Here is a 15,646-nt window from a genome sequence, read left to right as displayed (position 1 = left end):
ATCAGCCCTCCTGCTTCTCGGCGCCCGCCGCTGCAGTCGCCTCGGCCGGAGCATCGGCGGCGCGACCCGCGTCGGTGCTCGTGGCAGTGGTGCCCGACGCACCGCTGCGGCGAGGCCGGCTGGGCCGGCGCGGACGACGGTCCTCGGTGGCCGGCGCGGCTGCACTCAGCTCGCGTCGTCCGCCGACGATGTCGCCCTTGTAGATCCACACCTTCACGCCGATGCGGCCGAAGGTGGTCTTGGCTTCATAGAGTCCGTAGTCGATGTCGGCGCGCAGCGTGTGCAGCGGCACGCGTCCCTCGCGGTAGAACTCACTGCGGCTCATCTCTGCGCCACCCAGGCGACCCGAGCACTGGACCCGGATGCCCTTCACGTTCGGCTGACGCATCGCCGACTGGATCGCCTTGCGCATCGCGCGGCGGAACGCCACACGGTTGCTCAGCTGCTCGGCGACGCCCTGGGCCACCAACTGGGCCTCGGACTCTGCGTTCTTCACCTCGAGGATGTTCAGCTGCACCTGCTTGCCGGTCAGCTTCTCCAGGTCGCCACGGATCCGGTCGGCCTCGGCGCCGCGGCGGCCGATGACGATGCCCGGACGGGCGGTGTGGATGTCGACGCGGACCCGGTCACGGGTGCGCTCGATCTCCACCTTGGCGATGCCGGCGCGCTCGAGTCCGGTGGACAGGAGCTTGCGGATGGCGACATCCTCTTTCACGTACTCCGCGTACTGCTTGTCGGCGTACCACCGCGAACTCCAGTCCGTGGTGATGCCCAGACGGAAGCCGTGCGGGTTGATTTTCTGGCCCACTACTGAGCTCCCTTCTTCGGCTGACGCGAGCGGGCGCGACCGCCGGTGGCCTTCTCCGGAAGGCTCTCGACGACGACGGTGATGTGGCTGGTGCGCTTGCGGATGCGGAACGCACGACCCTGCGCACGCGGCTGGAACCGCTTGAGCGTCGGGCCCTCGTCGGCGAACGCGGTGGCGACGACCAGGGTCCGGCGATCCAGATCCAGGTTGTTCTCCGCGTTCGCGACAGCGCTGGCGAGGACCTTGTACACCGGCTCGGATGCCGACTGCGGGGCGAACCGCAGGATGTCGAGGGCCTCGTCCACGTTCTTGCCGCGGATCAGGTCAAGTACACGACGGGCCTTCATCGGCGTCACCCGCACGAAGCGTGCGGTCGCCTTGGCCGTCGGATTATCGGTCTGCGTAGTCATTACCGGCGCTTCGCTTTCCGGTCATCCTTGATGTGACCCTTGAAGGTGCGGGTGGGGGCGAACTCGCCCAGCTTGTGCCCGACCATCGACTCGGAGACGAACACCGGCACGTGCTTGCGGCCGTCGTGGACGGCGAAGGTGTGGCCGATGAAGTCCGGGATGATGGTCGAACGGCGCGACCAGGTCTTGATGACCTGCTTGGTGCCCTTTTCGTTCTGCGTGTCCACCTTGGCAAGCAGGTGGTCGTCGACGAACGGGCCCTTCTTGAGGCTGCGTGGCATTCTCTAACTCCCTCCTGTGCTTATCGCTTGTTCTTGCCGGTGCGACGACGCCGAACGATCAGCTGGTCGCTGGCCTTGTTCTTACGGGTCCGGCCTTCCGGCTGGCCCCACGGGCTGACCGGGTGGCGACCACCCGAGGTCTTGCCCTCGCCGCCACCATGCGGGTGGTCGACCGGGTTCATCACGACACCGCGCACGGTCGGGCGCTTGCCCTTCCAGCGCATGCGGCCGGCTTTGCCCCAGTTGATGTTGCTCTGCTCGGCATTGCCGACCTCGCCGACGGTGGCGCGGCAGCGCACGTCGACGCGACGGATCTCACCGGACGGCATACGCAGGGTGGCGTAGGTGCCCTCCTTGCCGAGCAGCTGGATCGCTGCGCCGGCGCTGCGGGCCATCTTGGCGCCACCACCCGGACGCAGCTCCACGGCGTGGATCTGGGTACCGGTCGGGATGTTGCGCAGCGGCAGGTTGTTGCCGGGCTTGATGTCGGCACCGGGGCCGCTCTCCACCACAGCACCCTGGCTCAGGCCGCGGGGCGCGATGATGTAGCGCTTCTCGCCGTCCACGTAGTGCAGCAACGCGATCCGCGCGGTGCGGTTCGGGTCGTACTCGATGTGGGCGACCTTGGCGTTGACGCCGTCCTTGTCGTGGCGACGGAAGTCGATGACGCGGTAGGCACGCTTGTGGCCACCACCCTTGTGGCGGGTGGTGATGCGGCCGTGGGCGTTACGTCCACCGCGGCTGTGCAGCGGACGAACCAGCGACTTCTCCGGATGGTCGCGGGTGACCTCGGCGAAATCGGCGCCACTGGCACCGCGACGACCCGGGGTCGTCGGCTTGTATCTACGAATAGCCATGTTCTAGTCCCTCAGTTCTGCGAGTCCCGGTCAGCCGACCGGTCCTCCGAAGATCTCGATGGGCTTGCTGTCTGCGGCCAGGGTCACGATCGCGCGCTTGGTGTCCTTGCGCTTGCCGTAGCCGAAGCGGGTGCGCTTGCGCTTGCCCTGCCGGTTGGCGGTGTTCACGCTGGTGACGGTGACGTCGAAGATCTTCTCGACCGCGATCTTGATCTGGGTCTTGTTCGACTCGGGGTGCACCAGGAAGGTGTACACGTTGTCCTCCATGAGTCCGTAGGACTTCTCGGAGATCACCGGCGCCAGGATGATGTCACGCGGGTCAGCCTGCGTAGCCATCTCAGGCCTCCTTCTGGTTCTGTGCGATGAACGCGTTGAGCGTCTCCACGCTGAACACCACGTCGTCCGCATCGAGGACGTCGTAGGTGTTGAGCTGATCCGGAGCGATCGGCAGGACGTTCTGCAGGTTCGCGACGCTCTTCCAGGCGGCCACGTCCTCGCGGCCGAGGACCACCAGGAACTTGCGACGGTCGCTGAGCGCCTCGAGGAACAGACGTGCCGACTTGGTCGACGGGGTCTGTCCGGCCACCAGCTCGGTGATGACGTGGATGCGCTCGTTGCGGGTCCGGTCCGAGAGGGCTCCGCGCAGGGCGGCGGCCTTCATCTTCTTCGGGGTCCGCTGGCTGTAGTCGCGCGGCTGCGGACCGTGCACGGTGCCACCGCCGGCGAACTGCGGTGCGCGGGTCGAGCCCTGACGGGCGCGACCGGTGCCCTTCTGCCGGTACGGCTTGGCGCCACCGCCGCGGACATCGCCGCGGGTCTTGGTGGCGTGCGTGCCCTGGCGGCCTGCGGCCTGCTGGGCCACGACCACCTGGTGCATCAACGCGATGTTCGCGGGGGCGTCGAACAGCTCGGCGGGCAGATCAACGGTGCCGTTGGTCGTGCCGTCGGCCGCCTTGACGTCCAGCGTCAATTTCGTGCTTGTCTCGGTGCTCACTTGGTCGCACCACCCTTCACTGCGTCGCGGATCACCACGATGCCGCCCTTGCGGCCGGGGATCGCGCCCTTGATCAACAGCAGACCGGCCTCGGCGTCCACCTTGTGCACGGTCAGGTTCTGTGTGGTCACGGTGTCGTTGCCCATCCGGCCCGCCATCCGCATGCCCTTGAACACGCGACCCGGGGTGGCGCAGCCACCGATCGAGCCGGGTGCACGGTGCACGCGATGCGCGCCGTGGCTGGCACCCAGACCGGCGAAGCCGTGGCGCTTCATCGCGCCGGCAAAGCCCTTGCCCTTGGAGGTGCCGGTGACGTCGACCTTGGTGCCGGCATCGAAGATCTCGGCGGTCAGTTCCTGGCCGACCTCGAGCTCCGAGACGTCCGCGATGCGGATCTCGGCGAGGTGACGGCGCGGGGTGACACCGGCCTTGGCGTACTGCCCGGCGACCGGCTTGGAGACCTTGCGCGGGTCGATGGCACCGTAGGCCACCTGCACGGCGGTGTAACCGTCGCGCTCGGCGTCACGGAGCTGGGTGATGACGTTCGGTCCGGCCTGGATGACCGTCACCGGGACGACACGGTTGTTCTCGTCGAAGACCTGGGTCATGCCGAGCTTGGTGCCCAGAATTCCCCGTGTGGCACTTTGATGGTTGGTCGCGCTCTGATTGCTCATGATTTCTTCTCGCCCCCCGCCTACTGGATGTTGACGTCGACGCTGGCCGGCAGATCGATGCGCATGAGCGCGTCGACCGTCTTCGGCGTCGGGTCGAGGATGTCGATGAGTCGTTTGTGGGTGCGCATCTCGAAGTGTTCGCGGCTGTCCTTGTACTTGTGCGGCGAACGGATGACGCAGTAGACGTTCTTCTCGGTGGGCAACGGCACCGGGCCGACCACGCGTGCCCCGGTGCGGGTCACGGTTTCCACGATCTTGCGCGCCGAAGCGTCGATCGCCTCGTGGTCATAGGCCTTGAGCCTGATGCGGATCTTCTGTCCCGCCACGCTGTGTCCTCTTCCGTCAGTTGTTCTCGACAGACGAACACCGCGTGACCGCTCCCCCGGCGACCCGGGGCCCGGCGCACATTGCCGGGGGACACATTGACCACCCGCGTGAGATTCGGGGATCGACGCTGTTCATCTGTCGTTGTACGTTGGCTCGCCCTGTGAGCGAACCGGCTGTGCTCCGGCACCCGCGGTCGGGCGTGTCGTGACCACGAACCTGATTCGGCGCATGCGTTACACGCCCGGTCCCGGAATCCGGGGCCTGGGAGTCATTAACCTGATCGAGGCCGCAGAAGAACTGCGTCCACCGGTCAAGGCAACCCGAATAGTATGCACCAGCCCGGGGTGCAGATTCAAATCCGGCCGGAACCCGACTCACCAGGTCTTGGCACGGCGGTCGACAGAACCCGGGTCCATTCCCGCGGGTCCCCCCGGTTCACGCGGGTTGTCGACGGACCGCGGGACCCGACCCGGCCCGCGTCAACCAAGTCGGTCCACCTCAACCAAGTCGGCCCACCTCAACCGAACCGCCCGAGTGACCGAGGGCGACCGCTCCCCTGTCCTTGCCGCGCCGCCTCCAATGAGCAGCACCGGGCGCTCCCGACGCGATCCGGGTTCTCTCGGCGCGATCCCGGGTTCTGTCGGCAAGATTCCGGGTTCTGTCGGCGATGAAGCCACGCCACCTTACCCCCGAGTAAGATCCCCACCCATGACCGCCTCCCCCACCTACGCCCTCCGCCGACGCCTCCCCGACAACGTCGTCGGGCGCACGCTGTTCTCCCTCGGCATGGTCGCCCGCGTCCCGTACTTCGGCACGGTCCTGCCGTATGTCACCGACATGCGTCCGGGCTTCTGCCGCGTGACCGGTCCCAACTGGTTCGGCGTCCACAATCACCTCGGGACGTTTCACGCGATCGCGGCGTGCAACCTCGCCGAGGCGGCGATGGGGATGCTGATGGAGGCGACCACTCCGGCAAGCCACCGCTGGATCCCCAAGGCCATGTCCACGCAGTACCTCGCCAAGGCCACGACCCGGCTGACCGCAGAAGCACGCCTGGCCGAACCGGTCGACTTCGATGCGATCGCCGACGGCACCGACGTCGTGATCGAGGTACGAGTCCTCGACTCGCACGGAGCCGAGGTCGTGCACTGCGACATCACCACCTGGGTGACTGCCAAGCGCTGACTGCTGGACGTGCCGTCACACGCGGATACTTCTACGCTTGGACGATGACGGCGGACATCGAGCGCGCCGATCCGGGCGATCTCCGCCGAGGAACACGCAGAGTGGGTGTGGAGGAGGAATTCCACCTCGTCGACCTGCGTTCGTCGCGGCTCACGACACGCGCGCCGGAACTGCTGGAGATACTGCCCGACGACGGTCCCTATGTAGAGGAACTGCAGAGCTGCGTCATCGAGGCCAACAGCGGCGTCTTCGACACCCTCACCGATCTTCGGGACAACCTGCGCTCCCATCGGGCCGGGCTGGTGGACGCGGCCCGCACGCTCGGTATCGGCGTCGTCGCCGCCGGGTCGGTGCCGCTGGCGGTGCCGACGCAGATGCGGGTCACCGAGAGCCCTCGATATCGCCGCATGCTCGCCGACTATCAGCTCCTCGCCCGCGAACAGCTCATCTGCGGCACGCAGGTGCATGTCGACGTCACCGACCGCGACGAGGCGGTCGCGGTGGCGTCGCGCCTGGCCCACCACATCCCGACGCTCCTCGCGGTGTCGGCGAGCTCTCCGTTCTGGGCCGACGGCTCCGACACCGGGTATGCCAGCGTGCGCACCCTGGTGTGGCAACGCTGGCCCACGACGGGTCCGTTTCCCGCCGTGCGCGACGCCGACGAGTACGACACCGAGATCGATCGCCTGATCAGCAGTGGAGTGATCTCCGACCCCGGAATGGTGTACTTCGATGTGCGGCCGTCCGCGCACGTCGGCACGCTGGAGCTGCGCGTCTGCGACAGCTGCCCGTCGATCGACACGATCACGCTGATCGCGGCGCTTTTCCGCGCCCTCGTCACCCGCGAGGCCGCCCGCCTCGACGAGCCGGCCGCGCCGACCCCGCCCGCGCTGTACCGCGCTGCGGTGTGGCAGGCCGCACGATCCGGGCTCGAGGGCGACCTCATCGACGTGGCCCGCGCCGCCCCGCGACCCGCCGCCGACGTGGTCGCCGACCTAGCCGCGTCGCTCCGGCCCATCCTCGAGGAGACCGGCGACTGGACGCTCGTCGACGAACTGACCCGCACCACCATCGATGCGGGCAGTTCCTCGGCCCGCCAGCGCCGGATCCTGCGGCGCACCGGCCGGCTCACCGCCGTCGTCGACGGCCTGCTCGCCGAGACCGCGGGCACCCTGACGGCGGCGGCGCGGCCCTATGATCCCGACGGTCGGCTCCTACACGGTTATCAGCGGGCCGAGCCCGTCGCCGACGTGCCGATGGTCGAGACCCCCGAACGCCTGTCCTACGACGAGGCAGTCGACCGGGCCGCGATCGCTCGCCCCGGATACCGGGAGATCCTGTCCGCGGCCGCCGACCTCGGCGCCGTCGAACTCCGCAAGCGGCAGTATCAGATCGAGCGCGAGCAGAGCACCGACGGAGTGACGTTCCGGGTGAGCGGTCAGGATCGCGCCCAGCTGTTCCCCCTCGACGTCATCCCCCGCTACATCGGTGCCGACGACTGGCGGCGGGTCGGCGCCGGCCTCCGGCAGCGGGCGTTGGCGTTGAACGCGTTCATCGTCGACGTCTACCGCGATCAGCGCATCGTCGCCGACGGCATCATCCCGCCCGAAGCGCTCGACCGGGCGCCCGGCTACCGGCTGACCGGCCGTGTGCCGTCATGGCAACGGGTGCGCACCCACATCTGCGGGACGGACCTGGTCTCCCCCGCACCCGGACAGTTCCTCGTCCTCGAGGACAACCTCCGGGTGCCGTCGGGGATCGCGTACGCGATGTCCAATCGTGCGTTGATGACCCAGTTCCTGCCGGAGCTGCCGATGCCGGCCGAGACGATGTCGGTCGCCGGTGTGCCGCACATGATCCGGGACACGATCACCGCCGCCGCCCCGCCGGACCCGGATCCCGACGGTGTCGACATCATGCTGAGTTCGGGGTGGACCGATTCGGCGTGGTTCGAGCACACCCTGTTGGCGCGCGGCGCGGACCTGCGGCTCGCGACGCCGGAGAACATCTCCGTCGAGGCGGGCGACACGGATCGGGCACGTGTCTTCGTGCACCACGGCACCCGCCGGACGCCGGTCAACACCGCCTATGTCCGGATGGACGAGGACATGCTGCTGTCATCGAAGGGGTTCGACGACCAGCCGCTGCGCGCCGGCATCCTGGCGGCCCTCGCCGCCGGCCGCCTGTCGATCGTCAACGCGCTGGGTAACGGCATCGGCGACGACAAGGCGATCTACTATCACGTTCCGGCGATGATCCGGTACTACCTCGGTGAGGAACCGCTGATCGGCCAGGTCCGCACCTGGTTGTGCGCCGAGCGTCACCAGCGCGATCACGTGCTCGCCAATCTGGCCCATCTGGTGGTCAAACCGATTGACGGGCTTGGCGGTTCCGGCATCACCATCGGCCCGGAATGCACGGACGCCGAACTCGCCCGGCGGCGCGAGGACCTGATGGCCCAGCCCGAACGCTACATCGCGCAAGAGGTGATCGCGCTGTCCACGCATCCGACGTTCGACGGGAACGGCTTCTATGCTCATCATGTCGACCTCCGGGTGTTCGTGCACCTGCGCGACGAGGACGGTCAGGTCAGGGCGCACATCGCTCCCGCCGCGTTGAGCCGGGTGGCGCCGGCGGGCAGCCTGATCGTCAACTCCTCGCGCGGCGGCGGAGGCAAGGACACCTGGGTACAGGATGTCGGGACGCACGGTGTCGGCGTGCACGGTGTCGGCATGCACGGTGTCGGCGCGCACGGTGTTGGGGCAGCAACGGGAGAGGAATGACCTATGTGCGGCGTATGTGGTGAGATCCGTTTCGATGCAACACCTCCGGACATCTCCGCGGTCGACGCGATGACCTGCGAGATGACCCGACGCGGACCCGACGGCTCGGGGGTGTTCGCGAAGGGGTCGGTGGCGCTGGGGCATCGACGACTCAAGATCATCGACCTGTCCGAACGCGGCGGTCAGCCGATGGTCGACCCCGAACTCGCGCTGGCGCTGGTGTTCAACGGCTGCATCTACAACCATCGTGAACTCCGCGGCGAGCTCGAGGCCAAAGGCTACCGGTTCTTCTCCCACGCCGACAGCGAGGTGATCCTCAAGGCCTTTCACGCCTGGGGACCCGATTGCGTCGACCACCTCATCGGCATGTTCGCCTTCGCCGTTGTCGACACCGACTCCGGGACGGTGACGCTGGCCCGCGACCGGCTGGGCATCAAGCCGCTCTACATCGCCGAGACCCCGGGGCGGCTCCGGTTCGCGTCGTCGGTGCAGGCCCTCCTGCGCGGCGGCGACGTCGACACGTCGATCGATCGTGTTGCGCTGCACCACTACTTCAGTTTCCACTCGGTGGTCCCCGCACCACACACGATCTACAACGGCATCCGCAAGCTCCCCCCGGCGACGGTCCGCACCATCACACCCGACGGCCGCAGCACGGAAAAACGGTACTGGACACCCACATTCGAACCCCACCCCGATCGCGCCGACTGGGACGAGCGGCGCTGGCAGCACGAACTCCTGGACTCACTGCGAACGTCGGTACGCCGGCGCATGGTCTCCGACGTCCCCGTGGGCGTGCTGCTGTCGGGCGGCGTCGACTCGTCGCTGGTGGTGGCCCTACTCGCCGAACAGGGCCAACACGATCTCGCCACATTCAGCATCGGATTCGACTCCGCCGGAGGCGAGTCCGGAGACGAGTACGCCTACTCCGATCTGATCGCCGACACCTTCGCCACCGACCACCACAAGATCCACATCGGCACCGACCGCCTGCTACCCGCCGTCCCCGACACCATCGCGGCGATGGGCGAACCGATGGTCAGCCATGACTGTGTGGCGTTCTACCTGCTCTCCGAAGAGGTCAGCAAGTCGATCAAGGTGGTGCAGTCCGGCCAGGGCGCCGACGAGATCCTGGGTGGGTACTCCTGGTATCCGCCGTTGCGCGACACCGCACGCGCGGACACCACGAAGGCGTACGCCAACGTGTTCTTCGACCGTGGGCACCGCGCGATCCGCGACATCCTCAACGACGAGTACCTGACCGACGCGGACTACGACCCCAGTTGGGAATTCGCGCTCGCCCACCAGTCGGCGCCGGGCGCACGGACCGCGGTGGACGCCGCGCTGCGGCTCGACACCACGGTCATGCTGGTCGACGATCCGGTCAAGCGGGTCGACACGATGACGATGGCGTGGGGGCTCGAGGCCCGCGTGCCGTTCCTCGATCACGAGTTCGTCGAACTGGCGGCGACGTGTCCGCCCGACCTGAAACTGGCGCACGGCGGCAAGGGAGTCCTCAAGGAGGCCAGCAGATCCCTTCTTCCCTCCGCGGTGATCGACCGCACCAAGGGCTACTTCCCGGTGCCCGGGATCCGGCACCTCGACGGCGGGCTGCTCGACCTGGTCACCGATGCGCTGCGGTCGCGGCCCGCAGTCGATCGCGGTCTCTACCGGCCGGCGGCACTCGACCGACTGTTCGCCGACCCCAACGGAATCCGCACCACGCTCGACGGCAACGAACTGTGGCAGGTCGCCCTGCTGGAGATGTGGCTGCAGAGCATGGAAGCGGTCACCACTCGATGACCGCACGTGAACCCTTTCCGTCGGGACCGACGATCGACCCGCGGTCGACCGCCCCGACTCGTACGGTCCGGTTCGACGACACCGGATGGCACACCTACGGCCCCTCGGTGTCACCGGATGGCTCGGCGTTCGCCTACATCGTCGACGACGGGACCGGGTATCCCCGTGCGGCGCAACGTTCTCTCTCGGTCGACGGGGTCGGTGATCTGCGCTGGGTACGACTGCGCGCCAACGGCCCGGTCCGCCGGGTGGTCCACTCCACCGACGGTCGGTGGCTCGCGATCGAGATCGCACCGAGCGGCGGTGAGCACCACCAGGTCTGGGTGGTGACCACGGACCCGGAGGACGACACCGCGTTCCGGGTCGGCACCACCCGCCCCGACGGGCGCTCGTTCCGGACCGTCACCCTCGTCGGCTGGGACACCGATTGGGTGCTGCTGACCGCAACCGATTCCGACGGCACCGCGCACAGCTTGCGTGTGCATCCCGGAACGTCCACGACGATGACCCTCGATGTGCGGGTCGGCGGGGCACTCATCGATTCGTGGAAGGGCGCGACGCTGGTGCGGGTGGGTCCGCGCGGGTACCGCGACATGCTGCTGATCCGCCGCCGCGTCGACACCGCCGAGGGCGAGATCACCATGACCCCGCTGCTGCCCAACGATCCCGGCTCGGTCACCGATCACGGGTACATCCTCGATCAGGGCTTCGACCATTCCTCCCTCGTGTTCGTCGGCCCGCCGCAGGATGCCCAGCGTGACCTCGACAGCGTGCAGGCCCTGGTCATCAGCGACTTCGACGCCAAATTCCCCCGGCTGCTGGGCGTGGAGGTGGCCGAGCACGGCGTGCGGTTCCGTGTGTTGGCCCAACGCGGCGACATCGGGATCGACGAGTTCGCCGTGTCCAACGACCAGTCGACGGTGGCGATGCTCTGGAACGTCCGGGGGCGCAGCGAACTACAGGTGCTCACCCTGCCGGATCAGACTCTGCACGAACCGATCCCGCTTCCCGGCGACGTCGCGAGCGATCTGTCGATCAGCGCCGCCGGCACCCTGGTCGCCGTCACGGTGTCGAGCCCGCAGCATTCGCCACTGGTGCATCTGGTCAACACCGCCACCCGCGAGGTGTTCGCGGTACGAGACGACGTGGTCGCCGGTTCCGGCAGCTCGAGTGCACTGCGGCCGGAGTTGGTGGAGTTCTCAGCACGCGACGGGATGCCGTTGTCGGGGTGGCTGTTCCGCGCGAAGCGCGACCGCGGTTCCCCGCCGGCACCGGCTCTGCTGTACTTCCATGGCGGCCCGGAGGCCCAGACACGACCCGACTACCACTTCCTGTTCGGTCCGCTCGTCGACGCCGGGATCACCGTGTTCGCACCGAATGTGCGCGGGTCGTCGGGCTACGGACGTCTGTTCTCCCATGCCGATGACCGGTACGGCCGGTATGCGGGGATCGACGATGCCGCCGACTGCGCCGAGTATCTGGTGTCGCAGGGCATCGCGGACGGCGACTCGCTCTATTGTTCGGGACGCTCCTATGGTGGCTATCTCACGCTGGCCTGTCTCACCTTCCACCCCGACATGTTCGCCGCCGGGATCGCGATCTGCGGGATGAGCGACCTCGAGTCGTTCTTCCGCAACACCGAGCCCTGGATAGCGGTGGCCGCCTACACCAAATACGGCCATCCCGAATCGGATCGAGAGCTGCTCGCCGACCTGTCGCCGATCCATCGGATCGCCGATGTGCGGGCTCCGCTGCTGGTGGTGCACGGCGCCCACGACACCAACGTGCCGGTGAGCGAATCACAGCAGATGGTCGACGAGCTCCGAGCCCGCGGTGCCACCGCGGAGATGTTGCTGTTCAACGACGAGGGTCACGAGATCGTCAAGCGCCACAACCAGCAACAGCTCACCGAAGCGGTCGCCGGTTGGATTCTCGAGCATCCGCGACGGCCGGGGGCGGCCCGATGAGCTCGCGTATGACCGAGCGGCTGATCGCACAACTCGTCGAGACCAGGACGGGCAGTGCCCGCGCCAACGTCCTCGAAGAGCTGCGTCGGCTGATCCTGTCCGGGGGCGCCCCGCCGGGGGTGCAGCTGCCGCCCGGTGAGATCGCCGACGCCTTCCGGGTCAGCCCGATCCCGGTACGTGAGGCGCTCAAGACGCTGGTCGGCGAGGGACTCGTCGTCCATCAGCGCAACTCCGCGTACCGGGTCAGCCAGTTGTCCACCGAGGAACTCCGCGAGATCTACTTCGTCCGCGGCACTCTCGAACAGGCCGCACTCGCGCAGGCGGTCACGCGCATCGACGCCGCCGGCCTCGACCGCGCCCGCAGGTGCCACGACGACCTGGTGACAGCCGTGAAGTTCAACGACCGCAAGGCTTTTCACGTCATCTCCCGAGAGTTCCATCGCGAACTCACCGAACCGTGTGCGATGCCGCGACTACTCAACATGTTCAACGCGACGTGGAATCTCACCGAGCCGTTCCAGGTGATGCGGTCGGTGGGTACCGCGACGCAGGAGGCATTGAACGACGACCACGCGACGATGCTCGAGGCGTTCGCCGCGCGCGACAGCACAGCGCTGCTGGAGATCGCGCAGATCCATCATCGGCGGCTGGAGAGTGCGATCATCGAGACCTCGGCCGAACTCCACCTCCGGCACGACGATTGATCCACGGCGAGGACGGATACCTCCGATCGAGATATATCGCCCACTTAATTCCCGGGAAACAATGGCCTCATAGGGTGGGCCCGATGTCCCGACACGGTGATCTGCCGAACGTCTGAGTGGTAGGAGACGCGACCGATGCGCATCTGTGTCATCAATCCGAACACCTCGTCGGCGATGACCGAGACCATCGCGACCGCGGCTCGGTCGGTGGCGCGACCCGACTGTGAGATCGTCGCCGTGACGTCGTCGATGGGTCCGGCGTCGATCGAGAGCCACTACGACGAGGCCCTCGCCGTGCCCGGCCTGCTTCGCGCCATCGCGCAGAATCCCGACTGCGACGGCTACCTCATCGCGTGCTTCGGCGATCCCGGCCTCGATGCCGCCCGCGAGGTCGCCGCTGCCCCCGTTCTCGGTATCGCCGAAGCCGCGATGCACCTCGCCGGACCGCTGGGCCGCAGCTTCTCGGTGGTCACGACCTTGCACCGAACCATCGGCCGCGCAACCGATCTGGTCGACCACTACGGATTCGCCGGACGGTGCGCCGGCATCCATGCCTGCGACATCCCGGTACTCGAACTCGAGACCAATCCGGCCACCGCCGAGATCCTCCAGAAGGCCTGCCGGGAGGCGTTGCACGCCGACGGCTCGGACGCGATCGTCCTCGGATGCGCCGGGATGGCCGACCTCGCCCACCGGATCGGCGGGGAGATCGGCGCGCCGGTCGTCGACGGTGTGGCCGCGGGGGTGGGCATGCTGGCGTCGATGGCCGCGATGGGGCTGCGCACCGGGACGGCATCAGGCGAGTTCGGCCCGCCACCGGCGAAGGGGTATTCCGGCATCCTGCGCGATTTCGAGATCGGCCGACCGGGCGGCTGATCGCTCAGAGCACCATCTTGACGTCGCGCGCCGCCCACAGCGCGGCCACCCCCTGCGGGATCAGTGCCAGCCCGAGCGCACCCATCGCGAACGACCATGACCCGGACAGGTCGTGCAGGCCGCCGATGAGGATGGGCCCGACTGCCGCGACGACGTACCCGATCGACTGTGCCATGCCCGACACCTGACCGGTGACTGCCGTCGACGGACTGCGCAACACCATGAACAGCAACGCGAGACTGATCGACGCGCCGGGACCGAACATGACCAGCATGACCCACAGCGTGGTGAGGTGATCGGTACTCAGCAAACCGACGAAGCCGGCGGCGCACAGGGAGATCACCGCGAGGGTCACCAGGCGCTGATCGGCCCATCGTCCCGCGACGATGGGGATCACCAATCCGGCGACCAGCGCCATCGCCTGACCGGTCGCCAGGATCACGCCGGCCTGCGCCGCCGACCGGCCGTCGTCGAGCAGATACTGCGGAAGCCACGCGCTGAACGTGTAGAACACCAGCGACTGCGAACCCATGAACACGGTGATGGCCCAGGCAATCGGATTGCGCAGCAACGATCCCGACGGTCCGGAGGCGACCACCCGATGAGTGGTCGACAGCTGCGGGATCCACACGAACAGCGCCAGAACCGCGAGCAGTCCCCACGATACGAGGGTGACCTGCCAGTCGCCGCCGAGGCGCTGGTCGATCGGTACGGTCAGCCCCGCTGCAACCGCCGCGCCACCGGACAGCGTCATCGAGTACAGGCCGGTCATCAGGCCCGAGCGATGCGCGAAGTCACGTTTGACCAACGCCGGCAACACCACGTTGCACACGCCGATCGCCGCACCGATCACCGCCGACCCGACGAACAGGCAGGCGACATCGGGGACGAAGCGCAGTCCCATCCCGGCGATCAACACGATCAGCGCACCGAACACCGTTCGCTCGATACCGAACCGCGCCGCCAGCTTCGGGGCGAACGGTGCGCTCAACCCGAAGAAGAGAACGGGCAACGCGGTGAGCATCCCGGCCAGCGCACTGCCGAATCCGAGATCCGCCATGATCTCGTCGACGAGCGGCGCCACCGACACCACCGCGGGTCGGAGATTGGCGGCCACCAGCATGATGCCGAGCGCGGCGACGATCGTCGACGCGCCTCGCACCCGGTTCGACGACGCATGTGTCGCAACCGTCGACCCGGTGGTGTGCGTGTCCCGTCCCGGCGAGCTGCCGCTCATGCGCCGAGCCTGCGTTGCGCGTCGTCGAGGTAGGAGCCCACCGCCGCGCGCGCCGCATCGGGGTCACCCGCTGCCACCGCGTCCACGAGTTCCCGGTGTCCGCGCGGATGAACGCCCTCGGCAATGCTCGGGTCGACGACGGCCTGGTGCGTACGCATCATGACCTCGACGATCCCGTCGTAGAGCTCGGCGAGCAGTCCGTTACCCGAAGCGGTCACCACCGCTGCGTGAAATGCTATGTCGGCGTCGGCATATGACTGCGCATCGCCGGACTCGAGCGCGCGTTCGGCGTCGGCGAGATGGTCCCGGATACCATCGATCTGGCCTGGCGTCGCGTGCTCCGCCGCCGCCGCGGCCGCCTCCACCTCGATCGCGCGACGGGCCATCAGCAGTTCCAGGGGATCGTCGTCGCGCACACAACGCTCGATGGCTGCAGCGAGTGCGTTGGCGCTGCGGACATAGGTACCGTCGCCACGCCGCGGCACCAGCATCCCGGAGTGCTCGAGCGCACGCACCGCCTCGCGGATCGTGTTGCGGCCGACACCGAACTGTTCGACGAGTTGCGGTTCTGGCGGAATCCGCTCGCCGACCGGCCACGTTCCGCTGCGGATCAGCTCGTGCATACGTCCGACCACGAGTTCGCTGGTGCGTGCAGGAGGGACGATCGGATCCGACATCTAAACAACCTAACATCCCATGTTTGAGCGGGTTAAGGATACTGTGAGGTCGACCAAGTAGCC

General features: G+C 67.7%; 16 protein-coding genes. 6 read left to right on the top strand and 10 right to left on the bottom strand.

Annotation, left to right across the window (positions count from 1 at the left end; all coding sequences use genetic code 11):
- Position 1 precedes the first annotated feature (1 nt).
- The 8 genes from rpsC to rpsJ are packed head-to-tail and all read right to left on the bottom strand — an operon-like array spanning position 2 to position 4,350.
- Complete coding sequence (rpsC, locus tag V1Y59_RS00520; protein WP_330432751.1) at positions 2-808, bottom strand: 30S ribosomal protein S3; 807 nt, start codon at positions 806-808, stop codon at positions 2-4.
- On the bottom strand, positions 808-1,218 hold the full coding sequence (gene rplV / locus V1Y59_RS00515; protein ID WP_330502897.1) for a 50S ribosomal protein L22: 411 nt from the start codon (positions 1,216-1,218) through the stop codon (positions 808-810). The genes rpsC and rplV overlap by 1 nt, the downstream gene beginning before the upstream one ends.
- Complete coding sequence (rpsS, locus tag V1Y59_RS00510; RefSeq protein ID WP_005170311.1) at positions 1,218-1,499, bottom strand: 30S ribosomal protein S19; 282 nt, start codon at positions 1,497-1,499, stop codon at positions 1,218-1,220. The genes rplV and rpsS overlap by 1 nt, the downstream gene beginning before the upstream one ends.
- A gap of 20 nt (positions 1,500-1,519) precedes the next feature.
- Complete coding sequence (gene rplB, locus V1Y59_RS00505) at positions 1,520-2,356, bottom strand: 50S ribosomal protein L2 (protein ID WP_330432753.1); 837 nt, start codon at positions 2,354-2,356, stop codon at positions 1,520-1,522.
- A 30-nt stretch (positions 2,357-2,386) separates the two neighbouring features.
- On the bottom strand, positions 2,387-2,692 hold the full coding sequence (rplW, locus tag V1Y59_RS00500; RefSeq protein ID WP_330502896.1) for a 50S ribosomal protein L23: 306 nt from the start codon (positions 2,690-2,692) through the stop codon (positions 2,387-2,389).
- Between the two features lies 1 nt (position 2,693).
- On the bottom strand, positions 2,694-3,350 hold the full coding sequence (rplD, locus tag V1Y59_RS00495; protein ID WP_330502895.1) for a 50S ribosomal protein L4: 657 nt from the start codon (positions 3,348-3,350) through the stop codon (positions 2,694-2,696).
- Complete coding sequence (gene rplC, locus V1Y59_RS00490; RefSeq protein ID WP_330502894.1) at positions 3,347-4,024, bottom strand: 50S ribosomal protein L3; 678 nt, start codon at positions 4,022-4,024, stop codon at positions 3,347-3,349. Before rplC ends, rplD begins: the two co-directional genes overlap by 4 nt.
- 20 nt (positions 4,025-4,044) lie before the next feature.
- A complete protein-coding gene (rpsJ, locus tag V1Y59_RS00485) occupies positions 4,045-4,350 on the bottom strand; it encodes a 30S ribosomal protein S10 (protein ID WP_003938093.1) in 306 nt (101 codons plus the stop codon).
- A gap of 709 nt (positions 4,351-5,059) precedes the next feature.
- Here rpsJ and V1Y59_RS00480 point away from each other — a divergent pair.
- The 6 genes from V1Y59_RS00480 to V1Y59_RS00455 all read left to right on the top strand — a co-directional run bounded on the left by V1Y59_RS00480 (position 5,060) and on the right by V1Y59_RS00455 (position 13,669).
- Positions 5,060-5,536, top strand: coding sequence for a hotdog fold domain-containing protein (locus V1Y59_RS00480; protein ID WP_330432779.1), 477 nt, complete (start codon positions 5,060-5,062; stop codon positions 5,534-5,536).
- A 44-nt stretch (positions 5,537-5,580) separates the two neighbouring features.
- Positions 5,581-8,319, top strand: coding sequence for a glutamate--cysteine ligase (locus V1Y59_RS00475; protein WP_330502893.1), 2,739 nt, complete (start codon positions 5,581-5,583; stop codon positions 8,317-8,319).
- A 3-nt stretch (positions 8,320-8,322) separates the two neighbouring features.
- Positions 8,323-10,122, top strand: coding sequence for an N-acetylglutaminylglutamine amidotransferase (locus tag V1Y59_RS00470; protein ID WP_330502891.1), 1,800 nt, complete (start codon positions 8,323-8,325; stop codon positions 10,120-10,122).
- The gene (locus tag V1Y59_RS00465) at positions 10,119-12,089 is read left to right on the top strand and encodes a S9 family peptidase (protein WP_330502890.1); all 1,971 of its coding nucleotides are present in this window, start codon (positions 10,119-10,121) and stop codon (positions 12,087-12,089) included. The genes V1Y59_RS00470 and V1Y59_RS00465 overlap by 4 nt, the downstream gene beginning before the upstream one ends.
- Positions 12,090-12,097: 8 nt before the next feature.
- Entirely contained in the window at positions 12,098-12,793 is a 696-nt protein-coding gene (locus tag V1Y59_RS00460; RefSeq protein WP_330502889.1) for a GntR family transcriptional regulator, read from the top strand.
- A 135-nt stretch (positions 12,794-12,928) separates the two neighbouring features.
- Entirely contained in the window at positions 12,929-13,669 is a 741-nt protein-coding gene (locus V1Y59_RS00455) for an aspartate/glutamate racemase family protein (RefSeq protein ID WP_330502888.1), read from the top strand.
- A gap of 4 nt (positions 13,670-13,673) precedes the next feature.
- Here V1Y59_RS00455 and V1Y59_RS00450 read toward each other — a convergent pair whose 3' ends face one another.
- Positions 13,674-14,906: a CynX/NimT family MFS transporter gene (locus V1Y59_RS00450; RefSeq protein ID WP_431309068.1), complete on the bottom strand. Its 1,233-nt coding sequence runs from the start codon at positions 14,904-14,906 to the stop codon at positions 13,674-13,676.
- Positions 14,903-15,583, bottom strand: a complete 681-nt coding sequence (locus tag V1Y59_RS00445; RefSeq protein WP_330502887.1) for a FadR/GntR family transcriptional regulator — start codon at positions 15,581-15,583, stop codon at positions 14,903-14,905. Before V1Y59_RS00445 ends, V1Y59_RS00450 begins: the two co-directional genes overlap by 4 nt.
- Positions 15,584-15,646: the final 63 nt, after the last annotated feature.

This window comes from Gordonia prachuapensis, from assembly GCF_036350515.1.
GTDB lineage: Bacteria > Actinomycetota > Actinomycetes > Mycobacteriales > Mycobacteriaceae > Gordonia > Gordonia prachuapensis.
The sequence above is the reverse complement of the archived record's forward strand: the minus strand, read 5'-3'. Positions and strand labels throughout refer to the sequence as shown.

Bases quoted from the DNA above. Each gene is read 5' to 3' on its own strand.
- V1Y59_RS00455 (WP_330502888.1), top strand. From the start codon at position 12,929: ATGCGCATCTGTGTCATCAATCCGAACACCTCGTCGGCGATGACCGAG.
- rplB (WP_330432753.1), bottom strand. From the start codon at position 2,356: ATGGCTATTCGTAGATACAAGCCGACGACCCCGGGTCGTCGCGGTGCC.
- rpsS (WP_005170311.1), bottom strand. From the start codon at position 1,499: ATGCCACGCAGCCTCAAGAAGGGCCCGTTCGTCGACGACCACCTGCTT.
- V1Y59_RS00480 (WP_330432779.1), top strand. From the start codon at position 5,060: ATGACCGCCTCCCCCACCTACGCCCTCCGCCGACGCCTCCCCGACAAC.
- V1Y59_RS00450 (WP_431309068.1), bottom strand. From the start codon at position 14,906: ATGAGCGGCAGCTCGCCGGGACGGGACACGCACACCACCGGGTCGACG.
- rplW (WP_330502896.1), bottom strand. From the start codon at position 2,692: ATGGCTACGCAGGCTGACCCGCGTGACATCATCCTGGCGCCGGTGATC.
- V1Y59_RS00465 (WP_330502890.1), top strand. From the start codon at position 10,119: ATGACCGCACGTGAACCCTTTCCGTCGGGACCGACGATCGACCCGCGG.
- V1Y59_RS00445 (WP_330502887.1), bottom strand. From the start codon at position 15,583: ATGTCGGATCCGATCGTCCCTCCTGCACGCACCAGCGAACTCGTGGTC.
- V1Y59_RS00475 (WP_330502893.1), top strand. From the start codon at position 5,581: ATGACGGCGGACATCGAGCGCGCCGATCCGGGCGATCTCCGCCGAGGA.
- V1Y59_RS00470 (WP_330502891.1), top strand. From the start codon at position 8,323: ATGTGCGGCGTATGTGGTGAGATCCGTTTCGATGCAACACCTCCGGAC.
- V1Y59_RS00460 (WP_330502889.1), top strand. From the start codon at position 12,098: ATGACCGAGCGGCTGATCGCACAACTCGTCGAGACCAGGACGGGCAGT.
- rplC (WP_330502894.1), bottom strand. From the start codon at position 4,024: ATGAGCAATCAGAGCGCGACCAACCATCAAAGTGCCACACGGGGAATT.
- rplV (WP_330502897.1), bottom strand. From the start codon at position 1,218: ATGACTACGCAGACCGATAATCCGACGGCCAAGGCGACCGCACGCTTC.